Source organism: Gammaproteobacteria bacterium (assembly GCA_013003425.1).
In the GTDB taxonomy this organism is placed as follows: domain Bacteria; phylum Pseudomonadota; class Gammaproteobacteria; order Steroidobacterales; family JABDKV01; genus JABDJB01.
In genome coordinates this window covers 11,984-30,514 of sequence record JABDJB010000026.1, presented here as the reverse complement: position 1 = coordinate 30,514, position 18,531 = coordinate 11,984, and the positions used below count along the sequence as shown (strand labels likewise).

Annotated in this window: 17 protein-coding genes; 6 read left to right on the top strand and 11 right to left on the bottom strand. The window is 59.9% G+C overall.

Going from position 1 to position 18,531, the window contains the following annotated elements; genetic code table 11:
* Window positions 1-5: 5 nt before the first annotated feature.
* The 4 genes from HKN06_04350 to HKN06_04335 all read left to right on the top strand — a co-directional run bounded on the left by HKN06_04350 (window position 6) and on the right by HKN06_04335 (window position 2,050).
* A complete protein-coding gene (locus HKN06_04350; GenBank protein NNF60545.1) occupies window positions 6-359 on the top strand; it encodes a P-II family nitrogen regulator in 354 nt (117 codons plus the stop codon).
* Complete coding sequence (locus HKN06_04345) at window positions 352-762, top strand: CBS domain-containing protein (GenBank protein ID NNF60544.1); 411 nt, start codon at window positions 352-354, stop codon at window positions 760-762. The genes HKN06_04350 and HKN06_04345 overlap by 8 nt, the downstream gene beginning before the upstream one ends.
* Window positions 763-838: 76 nt before the next feature.
* Window positions 839-1,189, top strand: a complete 351-nt coding sequence (locus HKN06_04340) for a TraR/DksA family transcriptional regulator (protein ID NNF60543.1) — start codon at window positions 839-841, stop codon at window positions 1,187-1,189.
* A complete protein-coding gene (locus tag HKN06_04335; GenBank protein NNF60542.1) occupies window positions 1,190-2,050 on the top strand; it encodes an MBL fold metallo-hydrolase in 861 nt (286 codons plus the stop codon).
* A gap of 11 nt (window positions 2,051-2,061) precedes the next feature.
* Here HKN06_04335 and HKN06_04330 read toward each other — a convergent pair whose 3' ends face one another.
* The 11 genes from HKN06_04330 to HKN06_04280 form a co-directional block, all read right to left on the bottom strand.
* Window positions 2,062-4,257 (bottom strand): BamA/TamA family outer membrane protein, encoded by a 2,196-nt coding sequence (locus HKN06_04330; protein NNF60541.1) that lies wholly within the window; start codon window positions 4,255-4,257, stop codon window positions 2,062-2,064.
* Window positions 4,258-4,353: 96 nt separating this feature from the next.
* Window positions 4,354-4,764, bottom strand: coding sequence for a prepilin-type N-terminal cleavage/methylation domain-containing protein (locus tag HKN06_04325; GenBank protein ID NNF60540.1), 411 nt, complete (start codon window positions 4,762-4,764; stop codon window positions 4,354-4,356).
* A 56-nt stretch (window positions 4,765-4,820) separates the two neighbouring features.
* Window positions 4,821-8,195, bottom strand: a complete 3,375-nt coding sequence (locus HKN06_04320) for a hypothetical protein (GenBank protein NNF60539.1) — start codon at window positions 8,193-8,195, stop codon at window positions 4,821-4,823.
* A gap of 27 nt (window positions 8,196-8,222) precedes the next feature.
* Complete coding sequence (locus HKN06_04315) at window positions 8,223-8,543, bottom strand: hypothetical protein (protein NNF60538.1); 321 nt, start codon at window positions 8,541-8,543, stop codon at window positions 8,223-8,225.
* A gap of 24 nt (window positions 8,544-8,567) precedes the next feature.
* Window positions 8,568-9,035: a hypothetical protein gene (locus tag HKN06_04310; GenBank protein NNF60537.1), complete on the bottom strand. Its 468-nt coding sequence runs from the start codon at window positions 9,033-9,035 to the stop codon at window positions 8,568-8,570.
* Entirely contained in the window at window positions 9,032-9,991 is a 960-nt protein-coding gene (locus HKN06_04305; GenBank protein ID NNF60536.1) for a prepilin-type N-terminal cleavage/methylation domain-containing protein, read from the bottom strand. The genes HKN06_04310 and HKN06_04305 overlap by 4 nt, the downstream gene beginning before the upstream one ends.
* 8 nt (window positions 9,992-9,999) lie before the next feature.
* Window positions 10,000-10,473 (bottom strand): type IV pilus modification protein PilV, encoded by a 474-nt coding sequence (gene pilV, locus HKN06_04300; GenBank protein ID NNF60535.1) that lies wholly within the window; start codon window positions 10,471-10,473, stop codon window positions 10,000-10,002.
* Window positions 10,474-10,484: 11 nt separating this feature from the next.
* Window positions 10,485-11,045 carry a prepilin-type N-terminal cleavage/methylation domain-containing protein gene (locus HKN06_04295; protein NNF60534.1) on the bottom strand — a complete coding sequence of 187 codons (561 nt, stop codon included), beginning with the start codon at window positions 11,043-11,045 and terminating at the stop codon, window positions 10,485-10,487.
* A 285-nt stretch (window positions 11,046-11,330) separates the two neighbouring features.
* The gene (locus HKN06_04290; protein NNF60533.1) at window positions 11,331-14,099 is read right to left on the bottom strand and encodes a hypothetical protein; all 2,769 of its coding nucleotides are present in this window, start codon (window positions 14,097-14,099) and stop codon (window positions 11,331-11,333) included.
* A gap of 212 nt (window positions 14,100-14,311) precedes the next feature.
* Complete coding sequence (locus HKN06_04285) at window positions 14,312-15,154, bottom strand: sterol desaturase family protein (GenBank protein NNF60532.1); 843 nt, start codon at window positions 15,152-15,154, stop codon at window positions 14,312-14,314.
* Window positions 15,155-15,199: 45 nt separating this feature from the next.
* Window positions 15,200-15,844, bottom strand: coding sequence for a hypothetical protein (locus HKN06_04280; GenBank protein NNF60531.1), 645 nt, complete (start codon window positions 15,842-15,844; stop codon window positions 15,200-15,202).
* 206 nt (window positions 15,845-16,050) lie between these two features.
* On the opposite strand from HKN06_04280, the gene HKN06_04275 reads away from it, so the two are divergent.
* Both HKN06_04275 and HKN06_04270 read left to right on the top strand, forming a co-directional pair.
* Window positions 16,051-16,704 carry a DUF502 domain-containing protein gene (locus tag HKN06_04275; GenBank protein NNF60530.1) on the top strand — a complete coding sequence of 218 codons (654 nt, stop codon included), beginning with the start codon at window positions 16,051-16,053 and terminating at the stop codon, window positions 16,702-16,704.
* A 138-nt stretch (window positions 16,705-16,842) separates the two neighbouring features.
* On the top strand, window positions 16,843-18,441 hold the full coding sequence (locus tag HKN06_04270) for a CRTAC1 family protein (protein ID NNF60529.1): 1,599 nt from the start codon (window positions 16,843-16,845) through the stop codon (window positions 18,439-18,441).
* Window positions 18,442-18,531 lie beyond the last annotated feature (90 nt).

The following is an 18,531-nucleotide window of genomic DNA, read 5'->3' as shown; positions in this document are numbered from 1 at the left end:
AGCTGATGCACTTCAAATTACTGGTGGTATTCGTCGATGACGAGCATACCGATGCGGTAATCAACGCCGCGCGGGAGGCTGGCGCCACGGGCGTGACAGTGGTAACAAATGCGCGGGGCGAGGGGCTGACGCCAAACAGGACGTTTTTCGGCCTGTCGCTGGAGACACAGCGTGATGTGCTGCTGCTGCTGGTGGAAGAACATCGCAGCCGGCATATTCTTGAGACTATCGGCGACGTGGGGAAGTTCGAGTCAGCTCCCGGGACCGGTATTGCCATCCAGATTGATGTTGAAGATGCCGTAGGTATCGCACACCAGGCCGAGAGCCTGGCCCAGCAGGTGGGAGGGGAATATGACTAAACGAGACATTCAACGTGTTGAGGCAGTCATGCGCAGCGCCTATGTAGTGGTGGACGGCATGGAGACTGTTGCCGATGCGCTGACAAAAATGAAAGAAGCTCGGTCGGCGATGGCGATCGTCAGCAAGCGCCATGATGACGACGAGATCGGTCTGGTGCTGCTGGCCGATATCGCAAAGCAGGTTTTGGCCCGCGACCGATCACCGGACCGGGTCAACGTTTACGAGATCATGGCCAAGCCGGTGGTCTCGGTACGACCCGAAATGGACATACGTTACTGCGCCCGCCTGTTCGAGCACTTCGGCCTGTCCTCGGCGCCGGTAATGCGCAACAACAAGGTGGTCGGCGTAGTCAGCTATAATGAGCTGGTACTTGAAGGGTTGTGGCCAGCCGCGTCTGACTAGATTTGTGGCCTGAGCTTGACCGGGCACTTCCCTGTGCAGTACGTTGATTGTACGGAAGTTTTACCTGGAGCCGCCGGTGAGTGCCGAACTGGACCGGATACGCAGCGTCTTGCTGGAGCGACGTGCCGAACTGCAGCAACGCGTCAAGGCCATTACTGACGATGTGCGCCATACAGCCGGGCCACTGAGCTCGGATTTTGCCGAGCAGGCGGTTGAGCGCGAACATGAAGAAGTACTGGATGCACTCGGTGAAGCGGGGCGTATCGAATTGCGCCAGATCAGCCGCGCGCTGGCACGCATTGACGCTGGCGATTACGGCAGCTGTGCAGCATGTGGCGAGCAAATCCCCTGGAGCCGGCTGGAGGTTTTGCCATTTTCCGACCAGTGCGTGTCATGCGCTGAGGAAGCCGACCGGCGGCGTCCCTGAATGCCGCACCAGGTAAAGAGTTTTTTTGATCCTGAGACGTCGACCTGGACGCACGTACTGTCATGTAGCGCCTCATCGCGCACAGCGATTATCGATCCGGTGCTCGATTACGATCCTGACAGCGGTCGGACTCGTACCATTGCTGCTGATGCGTTGATCAGTTATGTGCGTGACAACAATCTGGTGGTCGACTGGATTTTTGAAACACATGCCCATGCAGATCACCTCAGCGCTGCGCAGCATGTCAGGGCCAGCGTAGGCGGGCAGATTGCGATAGGCACCGGCATTCGCCAGGTGCAGCAGACTTTTTGCAGGTTTTTTAACCTCGGTGAGCGGTTTCCGACTGACGGTCGCCAGTTTGATCGGTTGCTCGAGGAAGGGGAGAAAATCAGGTTGGGTGAACTGTGTCTGGAAGTGATGGCCACACCAGGTCACACCAATGACAGCATTAGCCTGCTGCTTCCAGGAGCAGCTTTCATCGGGGACACCCTGTTCAGTCCGGGTTACGGGACCGCGCGGTGCGATTTCCCGGGTGGCGACGCAGCCGGTCTGTATCAGTCAATCCGCAAGCTGTTGTCGTTGCCGCCCGAAACCGTGCTGTACCTGTGTCACGATTATCCGCCCGCCGGAGAAGAGCCGCGTGCGGCGGTCAGCGTAGCGGAACAAAAGCGCGACAATATCCATGTAAATGACGGTGTAACGGAGGCGGAATTTGTCGCCATGCGTAGCGAGCGCGACGCCGGCTTGCCGGTGCCGCGTCTTCTGCTGCCGTCAGTCCAGTTCAATATTTCAGCCGGACAAAAGCCACCCGCCGAAAGTAACGGCGTCAGCTATCTGAAAATTCCTCTTGATCAGCTCTAGACCGGCGCGATTCAGTCAAATCCCTGGCCGAGCTGGAAATAAGCTGCTGAGCGGCCGCCTTCAGCGATGCCGTAGGCCAGGTACAACGGTCCGATAAAAGTATCGAGGCCGAGAAACACGCTGCCGGCAAGCCGCATGTCACTGAAACCGATCGCGTCAGAGTCATCCCAGACATTGCCCAGCTCCACAGAGACACCGGCATAGATTGGGACACCAAAGGCGGTGGCCTGGTCGAGCCGCCGGTAGTGGGCGAGGTCCACCACACCGAAATGCTGGCCACGCAGCTGGCCGTTGCGGAAGCCTGACAACCGGAACAGGCCACCCAGGTCGAACAGGTCCTGCACCTCACCGGTCGCCCGCAGATTCGAGCCGGCCTGGGCGGCAACCACCCAGGTCCCGCGCCCCTGACTGGCTGCCCACAGCGAACTGAAAGCTACACGATCACGATTGGTATCGGCGCCCAGCCCGGAGCGAAAGCCATCCCAGCCAAGCTGGGTGCGCCAGCCGGTACGCGGGAAATTATCGTCGTCCAGCATGTCGCGGACAAAACGGAGGCGGATGCTGCCGCTATCGAATGAATTCGGATCAGGGTCGTCGGTGCCAACACGGCGACTGATGCGCCCTGTTTCGCGCCACAGTCCGAGACGCAGCTCGCCCCAGTTGCCAAATGTGCGGCCGAAGTCGAGACCGGCGGCTGCACGATTCAGCTGTAGTGTGGCGATGCGCTTGTCGTCGGCAAACAGGTCTGTCTGTATTCGCTGCAGGTCTAACTGGGGAGCAACGAAATAAAGCCAGTGCCGGTCGAGCGGCTGGTAGAACTCGGAAAACAGCCGCGGGTTTGTACCAACCTGCAAATCGCTGCGCAATTCAGCGCCACGCTTGTTGATGCCGGTCCGGGTATACCGCGCGGCGAGTGTGTAGCTGCTGGCGCCATCGAGATCGTCGACGAGCCGCGCGCCGAAATTCAGGTAAGCCGGCCCCCAGGACTTGTCGATAGCCGTGACCTGGAGTCCGGCGCTGCCATCGGGTTCATCAACGATCTGGTAATCGACAATTTGGAATGTATTCATGCCGTAGAGGCGGCTGATGCTGTCGTCGAGCCGCTGCAGATCAACCGGACCCGGTTCTATGTCCAGCTGGCTTAGCAGTATGCTCTCACTGACAGAATCAGTACCGGTCACGCGAATATCGGATATTACCGGTTGCCGGTGTTGCTGCTTTCTGGTCGCGGCGAAAACCGAATACTCTGTTTCCGGCACGCTCAGCCGTGCCAGCGCCGCCGCCTCGAGCCATGCGCTCTCGGCACCCACGTCAATCGCCTGCGGCGCCAGATCAAAATCCGTCGAGCCCATGCTGCCCAGGTCGGGGACGATGACGATGTCCTGATCGGACAGCGTGGCAAGTTGCGCGTTGGACTCACGGATTACCAGGATAGTCAGCAGCTGCCCGGTGATATCGACCGCCGATCGCAACTCGTCGCGAGCCAGCAGCGGAAACTGTATGTCGACAACAATCAGGACGTCGGCGCCAAGTGATCGGGCGACGTCGATTGGCAGGTTGTTGGAAACACCGCCGTCGACCAGTAGCCGGCCCTGGTAGTCAACGGGTGCGAACGCCCCCGGCACTGCCATGCTGGCTCTCATTGCCGTTGCCAGGTCGCCGCTGCCCAGCACTACCGGGGCACCGGTTTCTATGTCCGTCGCGACCGCCCGAAACGGGATCGGCAGCTGGTCAAAATCGTCGATATGCTCAACTGGCAGGGTTCTTGCACGCAGCAGCAGGTTCATTTTCTGTCCCTGCACCAGGCCTAGTGGCAGATGCACGCCGTCGCGGCGCAGTCCCAAATCAAAGTCGACCAGGAAACTGCGGTCGTCCTGTTTGCGCCTGAACGACAACGCAGAGCGCCCCGGATCATCGTCAAGATTGTCATTCCAGTCGATCTCGTTGACCAGGTCGCCAAGCTCATCCGCGCTATAGCCCATGGCGTACAGCCCGCCGACTACCGCGCCCATGCTGGTGCCGGTGATGATATCAACCGGTACCCGCAACTCCTCCAGAACTTTAAGTACGCCTACGTGCGCTGCGCCACGAGCGCCGCCGCCACTGAGTACCAGGCCAACTTTCGGTCTTTCAGTTGCAGCGCTGGCAAGGGTGGCCGCCAACAATAACAATGGCACACAGGCGTGCCGCAGGCTGAACAGGTTCATCGGGTGCGCTCCTTTGGAAGCGCACGATATTAGTGCATTGAAAAGCCGGCGTCATGACTGGCATGAGGCCGGCTGTTCAGCTTCTGCAGGGGGGGGTTACCTCCAGCAGAGATCCTGTGGCAGCGCATCGGAATCGAAAGCGAGTCGAACGCCGGCGGCTGTGAGGACGAAGGTCTTGCAGGTGGTGTCGGCAGCCTGTGGCCCGCTGGTGGCCGCTGTTGCCGTCGCGACAAAAGTATTGGCGTCGTTGGAGGTAACTGCCAGCGTATACCAGCCGTGTTCGGTAGTCGGGCTGCCAAGTTCTGCAAATGTACCGTAACGGCTGTTGGCAAAGTAATACTTTTCCTGCTCGGCAGCCAGGCGAAGCAGGGCTGACATTGCATCAGTGCGATGCGAGCGACGCATGTGATTCTGGTAGCTGGGTATAGCGATCACCGCCAGGATAGAAATAATGGTGACCACAATTGCCAGTTCGATCAGGGTTACGCCACGTTGCGATTTATGCATCTTGCTTCCTCGTAAAAATAACGCCGCCCGCCAGTCGGCGGGCGGCGAATTCGGCTTTAGTTATCGCCGTCGGCATACCAGTAGGTACGGACCGGCGATGTGCAGATGGCCGGGTCGAGTACGTCGGTACCGATTACCATGGCGACGTCGGCGATACCGTCACAGGGGTCGACGGCGCACACTTCACCCGGCGGACATGGCTCTGGCTCCGGCGGCTCGGTAAATACCAGTACCGGTTCCGGCGGTATCGGGCCCTGTGTCGGCACGCAGCGGCCGTCGCAGTCCGGGTTTCCGGTCGGGCCATTGGGGTCGTACGGGTCGCCGATCAGACGTGGTGATCCTGAACCGATGGCAACAGAGTAGGCGCGGGCGCCACCCAGTGCCGCAGTCGGGTTGCAGGTCAGCGAGCCCGGGTTCTCCGCCACATAGCTGGTGAAGAAGATACGGCCGTCCGCTGTGAGCGATTTCGCCAGCACTTTTTCTTTCGTGTCGAGCGTGATGCGCCAGCCCTTGAACCCGGCAAGCTGGTCCGTAGACGGGTCGAGGTTGGTCGTCACGTCGTAGAAGTCAGCATCGCTCGCCGAGTAGTAGGTTACATCGCCGTTTGTGTCACGCGCCGGGGCGAACACGAACGGGTCACGCAGCATGTAGAAGCGATCGGTAATATCGGCGCCGGCTGTACCTACCGGGTTGGCGCGATGGCCTGTGCCGAAGGATACCGAGAGGAAGCTGCCGATGTAGTCGTCAGCCACCAGCGCCACGCTTGGCGGGTAGTAGATGCGGCGGTTGCCTGCAGTGCCGTCGCTACCGATGTCGGCGATTATGCCGCCGGTGACCAGCTGGCCACTCGGGCCGGCCGCGTTATTGATATCAAAGCGCCACATCTGGCCGGCCGTATCGCCAACGTAAATGCGGTCGTGCAGGTTGTCGCCGTTCATGTCGATGACCCGCAGGTCTGACGGGATGCTGTTGGTCATTGCATCGAGCTTGAGATTGGCAGTCGGGTTGTCAGCGGAGTTTGATGCCCACCACAACAGGCTGCCGGTCAGCGCATCGACCATGTATATAGCCCGGCCGACATTGTCCTCGACGCTGGCGCCGGTCGCATCCTGGCGAGTATCGTAGCCGCCACCAAATACCAGTACGTCCCTGACGTTGCCGGCGATCTTGACTTTGGCCGGGGTCATTTCCGACCAGGTCTGGCCAAGTTCGCCGAACAGGCCCTGACCACCTTCGATTGTCCATGCCAGGCGCGGGTTGGCCCGGTCGGTGACCTCAACCGCATAGTAGTTGCGTCCGCCTCGGCGCATACCAAAGTAGATAAAGGCACGCTCGCCTGCGTCCACGACGCGGTTGCCGTTGTCACCGTAGATCAGGTAGCTCATCTGGCCGTCCAGTCCATAGAACTTGGGCGGATTATTGCGCCGGTTATCCTTCAGGGTATCGAGCCGTGACAGCATTTCAGCCGGTATGAACGAAAACAGCTCCATGTTTTCAGCCGCACTCGCGGTCGGGTCGACGGCGTGGAAATAGCCATCGTTGGTGCTGTAGAACAGCGTCAGGTCCGGATCCGTGGTGCTGCCGCCCCATGACATGACAACCGGGCGGGTATGCAGCGGGTCGCCAAGTATCTCCAAGGGCTGGTCCAGGTCGTCGACGCCGCGCGCCCAGCGCAGGAGCTCGGTGCGCTCGGCGGCCGGAACATCCAGCATCACGTCCGTGAGTGCCAGGTTATCCTCGTGAACCCTGTTGGCAGCAGTAGCCAGCGCGACGTTTGCAGTTGCGCCGCTGGTAACGGTGTACACGTTTCTGTTGGCATGAAGGCGGCTGGCAAAGCCACCGGCGGCCGTGTCGAAGCCATCCGGGTCGCCTATCGTCCAGTAGCTCTTGGCGTCGCCGTAAAACGTGCCGGTGTCCGGGTTGATTGCCGGCCGGTCGGTTGCATCATAGATGGTCTTGTCACCACCCGTGTTATCCAGACGGTAGCGCTTGACGTTGCCCGGCCAGTGGGGTTCCTGGGCGGGCCGGAACATCGAGATGAACAACTCATCACGGTGGGTCAGGCGGTTGAAAGTGTTTACCGCAACAGCAGGGGCGGTAAAGGTGCTGTCACGCTCGATAATGTTATCGAGAATCTCGGTAAACGCAGTGGCCAGCTCGTCAGCGCTATCGGCCTTGTAATAGGTCCCGCCACCACGGTTTGCTGCATCCTGCAGAAGCTGTTGATCGGTGTGGAAACCAATAGTAAACACGTTGGCGTTCTGTGTGCCCTGGAGGTCACTATTGAGGTCAGAATTCTGCAGGTAGGCTGCCATTTCATCAAGACAGTTGCCCACACACGCAGTCTGCCCGGTAGCATCCTCGAAGCCTGGCAGGCCGGCAATCTTGGTGTTCGCGCCGGTATCGGAAGTCGGTTCGCCGTCTGTCAGCAGCACCACATAGTTTTTCTGGCACTGGTTAACGATCGGGCTTTTGTAATCGTCCCCGACTGTCGCATCGCCGGTGCTGGGCTCGAGCGTGCCGCCATTACCACGCGCGTCGGCGCCGTAGTCCATCTTGTCGCCGCGCAGGTACAGCGTTGCTTCATACATGGTTTCTGACAGCGGTGTCGAGCCGCCATCATCATACGCATCAAGGGCGTTCGTAACCGGTGTGAACTCGGTGGCAATCGGCGCAACCGCACGGGTCACCTGGCCGCCGCGGCCCCAGCGGTCAAAACGCATCATGCCGACGTTGATGTTGGATGTCTGGCTTAGCGTGTTACGGCCGACGATCTTCACAACGTCCAGCCGGTTGACCGTGTAGTTGCTGGGATTATTGATGTAATTCATGTAGTTACCGCTATATACGGTGTAGTTTGGCTCGTCATCCCAGACGACGTGCGTGGGCCCGGTTACCTGGATTGAGAAGGGGGCAAATTCCTCTTCAGCGGCATAGACCTCGATGTTACTCGAGCCATCGCCGTGGCGACCGGTGTCTGCCTTACACTCGACCATCCAGCTGTTTTCATCTTCGTCGAGGTTATTCCAAACACGCTTGTCGGGCTTGTTGTCATCTTCGTACTGCTGCATACGGTCAGTGAAAAAGCCCGAACTGGCCAGCGCCTCGTTGCCTTCCTGGCAGACGAAGAAGTCGGCCCAGACCCACTGGTTGGTGGAGCAGTTGGGCGGTGTCGTCCCGGTGGTCCAGTAGACCTTGTTGGTTTCGCAGCTGCCGTCATAGGCCGTGGCAGGCTCATAGGGGACCTCCCAGTCGACCTTCGAGCCCATGCTGCCTGATGTATCAATGATGAACAGCACGTTGGGCTGGCCTGAATCAAGCGAGAGTCCCTTGAAGATCTCGGTATCGTCGGCCAGAGCCGGCTGGCCGGCGAGGGCGCCCAGGGCAAACCCGGTCAGCACCATGCGGAGTTTTTGCCATTTACTAAACATATCTATGCCTCTTTCAGGAAATCTTGCTCAGCGCATCGCAACGATGCGGGTGACTACGCCACTCTCGACGCGATAGAACACCGTGCCGCTTCGTAGCGTTGCCCGGTTCAGTGCGTCCAGCGGAAGTACCTGGTCACCCACGCGCAGCTGCGTGGTTGGGGTAATCTTCAGGCGGACTTCGTCGCACTCGTCGCAACGCTTGATTTTCAGCGTGCCCTTGCCTTTTTTCGAGACACGCACGTTGAGCGTGTCGAATTCTGCTGCTTCTTCGAGCAGCACCATTTTTCCGGCTGAGGCAGTGCCCATGGCGAGTGCCAGCAACAGGGATATGAGAAGTTTGTTCAACATGTCGTGTTCTCCGAATGTCACAAATTAAAGGCTTGGGCCGACTACGTAGTAGCCCTGGCGGTGACTGGCGGCGGCACCCTTGGCCGCAGTTGCCACACCGTTGGTTTCGAAATGAAATGCGGCAAACGAAGTCGCGCCGCCCAGCTGCCAGCCGGTAACACCGGTCAGGCCGAGGTAATTAGTGGTAGCCGTCGCCGTTGCCACCCAGTCGTTGTCGGGATCGCGGAAATCGCGATTGGTGTTGACGGCAATAATCGGCATGGTGCCCGGTGCATTGAGCGGCACCAGGTCATTACGTGTCAGCTCCGCTTCGACAATGGATTCGGCAGCTTCAAACGCACTGTTCTGGAATTGCATGTTGCCTGCCATGGCCAGTTCCAGCGTAGCCGTGCTCATGCCTACCACTGCGATGATGGTCAGGACCAGTAGCAGCACCAGTGAAACCACCAGTGCGGCACCGCGCTGGTTGATGGGGTTATTTCGATTGATCATGTTCCAAGTCCATTGCGAATGCGGAGCGTTTTGGACAGCAGCATGCGCCGAAAACTGTCATTCGGTTCAACCTGCCGGTCTGCGTACTCATAGGTGGCACCATCGGTATAGTCCAGGTCGACACGCTCGCCGCGCACTCGTACCCAGGCGCGATTGGCGATGATGGTGGCGCCGGCGATCGCCGCGCTGCCGGGATTTACGTAGCTGTTGACCGAGCCGGTGCCATCGGTATCAATACCCAGCTGCACCTGCAGGTCCTCGACACCGGAGATCAGTTCCTGGTTGACCAGCAGCGGGCCGTCACCGAGTTCGAGCCGGTTCAGAGCCGGAATTCCGACCCCGGCGGAGGAGTTGGGGCTGACATAGTAGGCATTGACCTCAACTTCGTGAATCGTGTCGGCAGCGCCATAGCCAGCCGGTATTGGCATCAGGCCACCGACGAAAAGTTCTGCTGTTAGCGCGTTTGAAATGATGTAGACCCTGCCGTTGACAATGTTTGCAGGGGCAGTAGCTGTCGCCGCGGCGTGTCGAACGACGAGTATGTCCGTGCCCGGCAATCTCGCGGTATCAGGAATACAGGCCGCAAACGGATTGGCCGCGCCCAGCTGGTCCTCGTTGGCTGCCTCGATACGACGTGTAACATTGGTGAAATAACCCGCGTAACAGTCGTTGGCCGGTGTCATGGCGGCCGGCATCGGGTTGAGCGCATCGCCGGTACGGCGGGAGATTGAGCCGGCTTTTTCCGTGCGGCCCCAGAACCCGGCAAGTCGTATGTCCGGCGAAATCGTGTCAACGGCAAAGCGGCCGTTCTCCTGGATGCGCGCCATCCGCTCTGCAAAAGTGTGTGCGTCATGGCTCTGGATGTGCACTGTGAGCGCGCCACCAACCAGTACGACGCCGATGGCCATTGCTACCAGCAGTTCGACCAGGCTGAAACCAAGATTGTTAGCAGGCATTGGGTTCCTCATGGCTGCACCAGCAGCGAGACGGTGTCGGCGACGCCGTTCTCGGTCCAGTTCAGCGTTATTGTGAAAGTCGGCGCTGCGGCGCCATCGCTGATAATCACGCCCGTTGGTGAACCGGGCAGGCCGGTTTGTGCGTTGACCAGCTTGCGTTTCCACAGCCAGATGTCGTGCTGGGCCATCAGCGTAGGGGTGCAGGCCACAGTGGGATTGCCAACCAGATCGTCGGCACAGTCGTTGTTTGCGCCAGCATCAGCGGCGGCGCTGACATAGTTGCCGGCCTGAGCGCCAATCCGGTTGGCGCGCATTTTTTCGGCCATGTCGGTGGCCAGGGTCATCGCCTTTGTGCGCAGCGTCGCAGTGCGACCGTTACGCAGCCCCTCGACGTGTAACGATGCAATGCCAAGCATGCCAACTGACAACACCACCAGGGCGATCAGTGTTTCCAGCAGGGTGAAGCCTTGATTGTTCTTCATCAATGGGTTCCTCAGGAGGTCGGGCAGGCCGGGGCTGCCGGCACGTCGGCACGCTTGCGTACCTGTGGACGGCCGGTGGCGGAGATGCTCATGACGCGTGCAAAGCTGTCGCCGCGGGCATCGCAAAACACCAGGTCGCCGGCGATCGGGCCACCGCCGACCAGACGGGTATAACCAGACGGCAGGTAAGACACGTAGCCGGGCAGGTTGGTTGAGGCGGTTGTCACCTTGCCACGCACCCACTGCTGGAACTGCACGACGGTGTCGCCGGCGGCCGAGTTAAAGGTGGCGTCGTCGGCCGTATTGGTAAATACCAGCAGGTTCGTGCCGTCGGCGGTGCAGGCCGGATTGCCGGACACCAGCTCGGCCGGACACACGGTGACCCGCAAACGGCGTTTGACCGCTTCGGAGCGGCCCGCGAGCAGTGCCGTGACGATACTGTTGGTCGACGCGGTCATTGCGCCGTTCTGCATCGTGGTGGTGAAAGTCGGCACACCAACGGCCATCAGCAGGCCGGCGATGGCTATTGTGTACAGTAGTTCGACTAAGGTAAAACCGCGCGATTTGTTCATGCGGCGCAGTCTAGAGAGGACGGCGCAACGGCACTGAGAGACAAATCACAAAAGCCCGGCCGGCGCCGCATTGACGCGATAAGCGGGCCGCAGCGGTGGATAACCGGTAGCGCAGTTTTACTTAAAGACGATGCTTAACAGGGCGTCACAGGCGTCGCGCTGGTGTTTGCGCACGGTCCCGGGTGCTTATGTCGAATCTGGTCACTGATGATTTGCGTGTGAAACAGGCAAAAAAAGACCCCGCCGAAGCGGGGTCTGTTAGTAGTACAAAAGTACCTGGCTGTCTTAGCGAGCCGCTCTCCTGTTGCGAGGCGTCGGCTTGCCAGCCACTGCCGGCGGCACACAATCAGCAGAACCCGGCCCCGGCGGCAGCAGGAACAGCTCGCGGAAGATCGCGAGATCCTGCAGACCGATGGCGCCGTCACCGTCGAGATCCGCTTGCGGCAGATTCTCATACACACCGTCGCCCGCAGAAGACGGGAAGACGGGGCGCAATGCGGCCAGATCGTTCAGACCTGTGGTGCAGTCGTTGTCAAAGTCACCATCACACCGGTTACCAAAACCGTCGAGGTCGGTATCGTTCTGGTCGGCGTTGGCAACTTCAGTGCAGTTATCAACAGCATCCGACACGCGGTCGCGATCCATATCACCGATGGCACAGTCATCTGCGCGCAGTGCGACGTTGTCTACCTGGGCGAACCAGGAGTATACGCCGGCGTACTCGAGGCAGACATAGATCGACTCATCGCCAAACTTGACGTTCTCTCCCGAAATCGGATCAATCAGTGGGTCACCGGCTGCGTTGTTGAGCACCAGGCCCGGATCCGGGTTGACGAACGAGTGCAGGTCGACGATGTAGGTCGGCGCCGGGATCTGCGAGACCAGGGTGGTCGAATTCTCGTCCGGAATCAGGCTGCCCAGAAGAATATTACCTTCCGGATCGGCAATCGTTGCCGCATAACTACCCATCGAGAAGACACTCGGGAATGTATTGCCGACCAGGATACGCAGTTGCTCACTGTCGGTGTCAAAGTCCTGAGTCGCGGTGTCGTATTGCGCCATCAGAGTCAGGATCGGCGAGGTGGTCGACGACAGGTCGAGTGATGGCGTGCACAACCAGGTGCGGGTCTGGCATGCAGCCGTCGGGTCTGCGGCGTCGAGGCAGGCGGCCTCGGCATCCGGAGCGGCCAGCGCCTCGGCTCCACCGTCAGAGTCGGCGCAGGCCACCTCACCCGAGGTACCCATCAGGTTGCCGCCCGGCCAGTTGGCCACAGATAAGTCAGCCGTGCCGCAGCCGCTCGGGTCGCCAACTGCGGTCCACTGGTCGGCAGAGGTTGTCCAGGTATTGGGTCCGGACAAAGTGCCCGCCTCGAAAGTGGTCATCACACCAAGCGTGCCGTCGTTGAACTGTTCGGGCAATCCGCCCGGGCCACGTCCGGCCGGGGTTTCGCACAGCGTGTCCTGCTCGACGCACACCGTGCTGAGCGGGGCGCGTTCGGTCGCCAGGTCGTAGCTGATGGCGATGTTGTCGACAAACTGATTCGAGTTTCCGGCATTGGTGGCAAACGTCTCGCTGGCAATCTCAACCGTGTAGGTTCCGCCAGTGTTGTACGGGCCGCCGGGTGCTGTCGTCAGGTCGATTACCTGGCGCAGGTACACGCCGGTTTCTGCGCAGAAGCGCTCGTACACCGTATTGCTCGCGCCGCCGTCGTCGATAATGTTGACGCGCAGCACGTCAGCAGTGCTGTCGCAAATACCGACCAGCAGGTCGAACTCGAGCGTCGAAGCGCCTGTGCTGATCACAGTTTCCTGGCTCAGGGTCTGGGCGTTGGCTGCAGCCACGCCACCAAACCAGGCAAAGAAGTCGCCGTCGTTAGCCAGCGCTGCACCACAGGAACCTTCGGAGCAGATCGGATCAAAAACCGTACCGGTTTCGGCCCAGTCAGGATTCGGGCCGCCCTGTTCCAGGCCGCCGTCGATGATGTCATCGCCGCGCAGCAGTGCACCGGAGGCAACGTCAAAGCCGGTGTCGACCAGCGTGTTAAAGCAGGTATGCGACAGTTCATCGAGCACACAGGCAGTACAGCCATCGCCGGCAACAGAGTCGTCGCCATCGTCGCAGATCTCATCGCTGGAGACGATGCCGTCGCCGCAGACACCGACATAGCAGTTACTGGGCACTGCCGGAATCGGCTCTTCCAGCGGTATGTCGATGCGGAAATCATCAACGAAAAGGTTCACTGACGTTCCGACGACGAAATCATATTGAATGTCGAGTAACACGTCGGTGCCGGCAAACGCGGAGACGTCGATGCTGATCGGCCGCCAGGCATACGTAAAGCTCGATTCACAGACCATGGGGTCGTCTGTGACGTTGCTCCACTGCGTGACACCGTTAATTGCAACCCGCAGTTCTGTCCCGACTTCGCCGCATGCCGGTGCGTTCAGGGAGACACCCCACCACGCGAATTCAAGCATCGTGGCGTCAGCCGGAATAGATACTGTCTGTGAAAAATTGTCCTGCAGGCCAGCCGGGTCGGTCGTAAATACAAGGCGAATCAGGTTCTCACCGTCGAAAGCATCCGTGTTGAATTCAGGATTGCCTGACGGCCCCGAGCTGAGGTTGGAAAGATCCCACGAACCGTCATTGAGTTCGAAGCTGCCGTCAGCAACGGCATTGGCCGTGGTGATTTCCGCAATCGCTGCGGTACAGTCTGAGTTGGCGTCGATGGTACAGGCAGTACAACCGTCGCCGGGCATGCTGTCATCGCCATCGTCGCACTCCTCACCGTCATCAGGTGAGCCGTTGGGGAGGCCACCGGCGCAAAGGGTGCCGCCACGTGTCGCCCGGTTTTCACCGCGTACCGCTTTGAGGAAATTGCGTGAACGCTCATTTCCGGACTGCATCGCGGCATTGCGTGTCAGGCTGGAGCCTTTCTGCACTGCCGACTGCAGGTATTCATTCGCATTTGCCGTACCGAACAACGCGACGAGTGTCGCCGCCATGCCGATACAGACCAGCCGCGAGGCTGATATACCTCTGAGTAACTTCACGTTGTACCCCCCTCATGTGGTGAGAAGCTAGTTATTTAATCAGGTTGTCTTATTATCACCGGCGCGCTGCCGGCCGTTATTTCTAACCCGCTTAGCATAAGTTACCGACAGTTGAATGCAAGCCGACAGATGCATTCTGTTAACTTGAGGTTATGCATCATGCTGTACAGGCTTGGTGACATATTGCATACAACTCCCTGTTAAAAAAGTCGTTATTCCCTAATTGACTGCTGCCCGCGTGGCGCTGGCTGCCAGCCGGGGTGGCGCAACAGGAAGCCGGCGGCCTGGCGAATGCCTGTGGCGCGGCGCAGGTCGCCGAACAGGGCACGCCATTCGTGAAAGGCGATACGCAGGGGGTTAAAAGTATCGAGCTGGTGGATGATGCCGTATTTCACCGGTGCATTTTCGGCGGCAAAGGTGCCGAAAAGCCGATCCCAGATAATAAGTATGCCGCCATAGTTTCGATCGATATATTCCGGGTTGGTGCCGTGATGCACCCGGTGATGGGACGGGGTGTTGAGCACCCACTCGAGTGGGCCGAGCCGGCCAATGGTTTGTGTATGAATCCAGAACTGGTACAGCAGGCTGATCGCCTGCTGCGTCAGCACCATTAACGGGTGGAAGCCGAGTAGCGGCAACGGCAGCCAGAACACCATTCCGGTAAACGGTGTGGTCCAGGACTGGCGCAGCGCTACCGCCAGGTTGAAGTGTCGACTTGAATGATGATTGACGTGCGCCGCCCAGCCAATGCGCGATTCGTGATGGAAGCGGTGAAACAGGTAGTAACAGAGGTCCTCAGCGAACAGCAGAAGCAGCCATGCCCAGGCCGCGCTGGCCGGGATGTCGAACAGGCGGTACTGGTAAACGGCAATAGCCGCTGCCAGGCCGGCGCTTTTCCAGGCAAGATTGATCAGTACATTGCCGCTGCCCATCGCCAGGTTCGCCAGGGTGTCGCGCTGTTCGTATAGCTGCAGACCCTGAGTGCGCCCGGCCAGGTACTCGGCGCCCATCAGCAGCAGGAACACCGGAATCGCATAAAGAATGAGCGCATCCATCGGTACCCGTTCTACACCGGGGCCGCATGATGCGCCAGCGGGTGATCAGGCGACGAGATTTACCAGCGATGTGGCGTCGTCGGCCGCCTGATAGGCCCGATCCAGGCGGCCGGATGTGGCCGTACCGGACTGCGCCTCGATTCGTTGTTGCGCAATCTCTGCGCTGGCCTCGCGCGCCATTGCAGCTGCCCGGGCAGCCACCTGCCGGTCCTGCGGCGAAGGGTCCGCCGGCGCAAGAGCAGCACGTCGCACCTGCCGGGCCTTGGCCAGAGTTGCCTGCGGGTCGCCGGCAACCTCCGCGGTATCGATCGAGACTTCACCACCGACCGCATAGCGACGCCCGTCAGGGCCGGTTTCATAGGTGAAACTGGCGCCGCCGCGGGCATGCGCGCCGGCAGCAGAGAGGTGGGCCTGCTCGTGCGCCCTGACCTCGCGATCACGCGCGCGCAGTTCGCGCAGTTGTGATTGTTCTTCCGCGGAAAAACTGCGATTCAGGCCGAGCGGCTTAGCGCCCCGCACGCTCTTGTCATCGCCCGCACCAGTGGCGGCCACGGCATCGGGTTGCGCCGCACGACGCGGCTGCAGCGGGTCGTTGCTGCCTGCGTTGCCGCTGACCGCAGGCAGTCCAACGCTGCCGCCAGGCCGTGCGGCTATATTCGCGTCGATCCTGTTTGCGCTGACTGCGTCCATGGCTATCTCAGAAAGATGGCGCCGTCCCTGGCGCCGGTTGTCCGTCCCTGTCGCGAGAATCGCGATCCACCGTCCATGGCAGACATGCGATTTAACCCTCACTCGGTTATACCGGCCGGCGCGAACAGAACTTTAGAAAATTTATTGCCGCCCTTTGCGACATAACGCCATATAATTTGGGCTCAACCGGGCTACGGATGATCCTCATGCGCCGACAACCGCATATCCGCCGCTATCTCATCAGCGGCGTTCTGACACTGATACCGCTGTGGGTCACCTGGGTGGTTGTCAGTATTGTGTTCCGCCAGCTGTCCCGCGTTGGTCTGCCATGGGTACGTGTGGTGGCCGGGCGTATCGACGAGGATGCACCGCTGCTGGCGCAGCTGTTGTTGCAGCCGTGGTTCCAGAGCGTGCTCGCTGTCGTCCTGACGCTGTTTTCGATTTACCTGCTCGGCCTGCTGGTCAGCCAGGTCGTCGGACGGCGCCTGGTGACGATGTTTGAATCCATCGTCGCCCGGGTGCCCGGTATTCAGACCATCTATGGGTCGGTCAAAAAGCTGATCGCGGCGCTGCAGCGCAAGCCGGACGGCGTGCAGCGCGTAGTGCTGATCGAATTTCCTTCGCCACAAATGCGAGCCGTCGGCTTTGTAACCCGAACCTTCACCGACCCGGAGAGCCGCATCGAGCTGGCTGCCGTTTATGTGCCAACAACGCCGAACCCGACCAATGGTTTTGTTGAAATAGTGCCGGTTGAGAAACTGATACCGACACCCTGGACGATGGACGAGGCGATGAACTTTATAGTGTCTGGTGGTACAGCCGGCCCGGACACTGTCCTGTTTAACCGACCGGCCGTCTGACCGGTTATCGTCAACTTCGGCGTCGCTGCCGGATTAATTGGTTACACTGGTATGAGGGTTTCTGCTACCTGACATAACAAGAACATTATGATGCTGCGTTTATTGACTCTACTGCTTACCCTGCAGCCTGTTATCTGTTTGGCTGCACCGCTCGTTTTCAGCGAGCAAACCGCCGGCGCGGGGCTGAGCTTTGTGCACGATCAGCCGCTGGGGCACCGCGCTGGCCCAATGGCCGGTGGCGGGGCAATCGGCGATTTCAATAGCGACGGCTATCCGGACCTTTACGTGATTGGCGGCGGCGCAACCCCCGATCGGCTATACATCAATAACGGCGATGGGACTTTCAGCGATCAGGCAGCGCGCTGGGGGATTGCCCGCCCGCATCGCGGTGTAGGGGCGACGGTTGGCGATTACGACAACGATGGGGATGACGATCTGTTCGTCTCCAGTTTTGGACCAAGCGACGAGCAGCCCGGGCCCGGTCATCACCTGTTATACCGCAACGATGGCAATGGCTTTGTCGATGTCGCTGTCGCGGCCGGTGTGGCCATGACAACTGAAAATTTCGAAGACGGCTACGGTGCGGCATTCGGCGATTACGATCTCGATGGCGATTTGGACCTGTTTGTGGGGGCTTGGCACAGCCGTCCGGTGCTGGGGGCCAGGCTTTTTCGTAACGAGGGTAACGGCAGCTTCACTAACGTGACGAGCACCTCCGGCGTGTTCCAGGACAGCACCCACGCCTTTGGCGCGGTGTGGGCAGACATGGACGGGGATCGTTTTCCTGAATTGCTGGTGGCCGGCGATTTCGGCACTAACCGTTATTACCGCAACAACCGCGACGGTACTTTTACTGAACTGGACCCGGGTAGCGGGCTGCCCGCAACGCAGTGGAGTATCGGTAATGCGCACAATGGCATGGGTACTGCTGTTGCCGACTTCAATCGTGATGGTCTGCCGGACTGGTTTATCACCGCAATCTGGCCGACCTATGCTTTCGAAAGTGAATTCTGGGGCAACGGGCTGTATATCAACCACGGTGACCATATCTACAGCGAGATGTCTGCGGCAGTCGGCGTCAACGACGGTGGCTGGGGCTGGGGGACCAGCGCTGTGGACTTCGATAACGACGGCTGGACCGACCTGGCGATGACGAACGGCTGGCGAATCTACGATCCGGTTACTGGCGCAAACTTTGTGAACGAACGCAGCTACCTGTGGCGCAGCTCGCATGGAGCGCATTTCGCGGAGATTGGTGAGAGCGCGGGCCTGGCGCATACCGGCGAAGGCCGCGCAATGCTGCATTTCGACTACGATCGCGATGGCGATATGGACCTGGTCATTTTGTCTAACGAAGAGCCGCTGCGGCTGTATCGCAACGACATAATTTCGGCGCCGCACGCGCCGGCAGACGCGAACTGGTTGCAGCTGCGCTTCGACACGCACAGGAATCCACGACTGGCGCCACAGGGCATTGGTGCGGTGGTAACGGTAAAGGCCCGTCGTGATACCCAGGTGCAGCAGGTCACCACGGGTGGAACCTACCTGGGCCAGAGTGAGCAGGTGCTGCATTTCGGGCTTGGCAGGGCACGCCGGGTGAACCGGATTACGGTGCACTGGGCAGACGGCAGCACCACGCGACTGCGTGGCATCCGCGCTAATCACCGTGTCACGGTAACTGCACGTTGCAGGCATGATCCGTCAGTGCGGCCGCGGCCGGGCGATTGCCGCCGCTAGATCCTCCCCGCTGTCGGTTTTTTTTACCGCCGCCAAATTAAGTTAACACCTCGCGGGTAACGAAACTCCAGTTGCCTCAGTCAGTTGTGC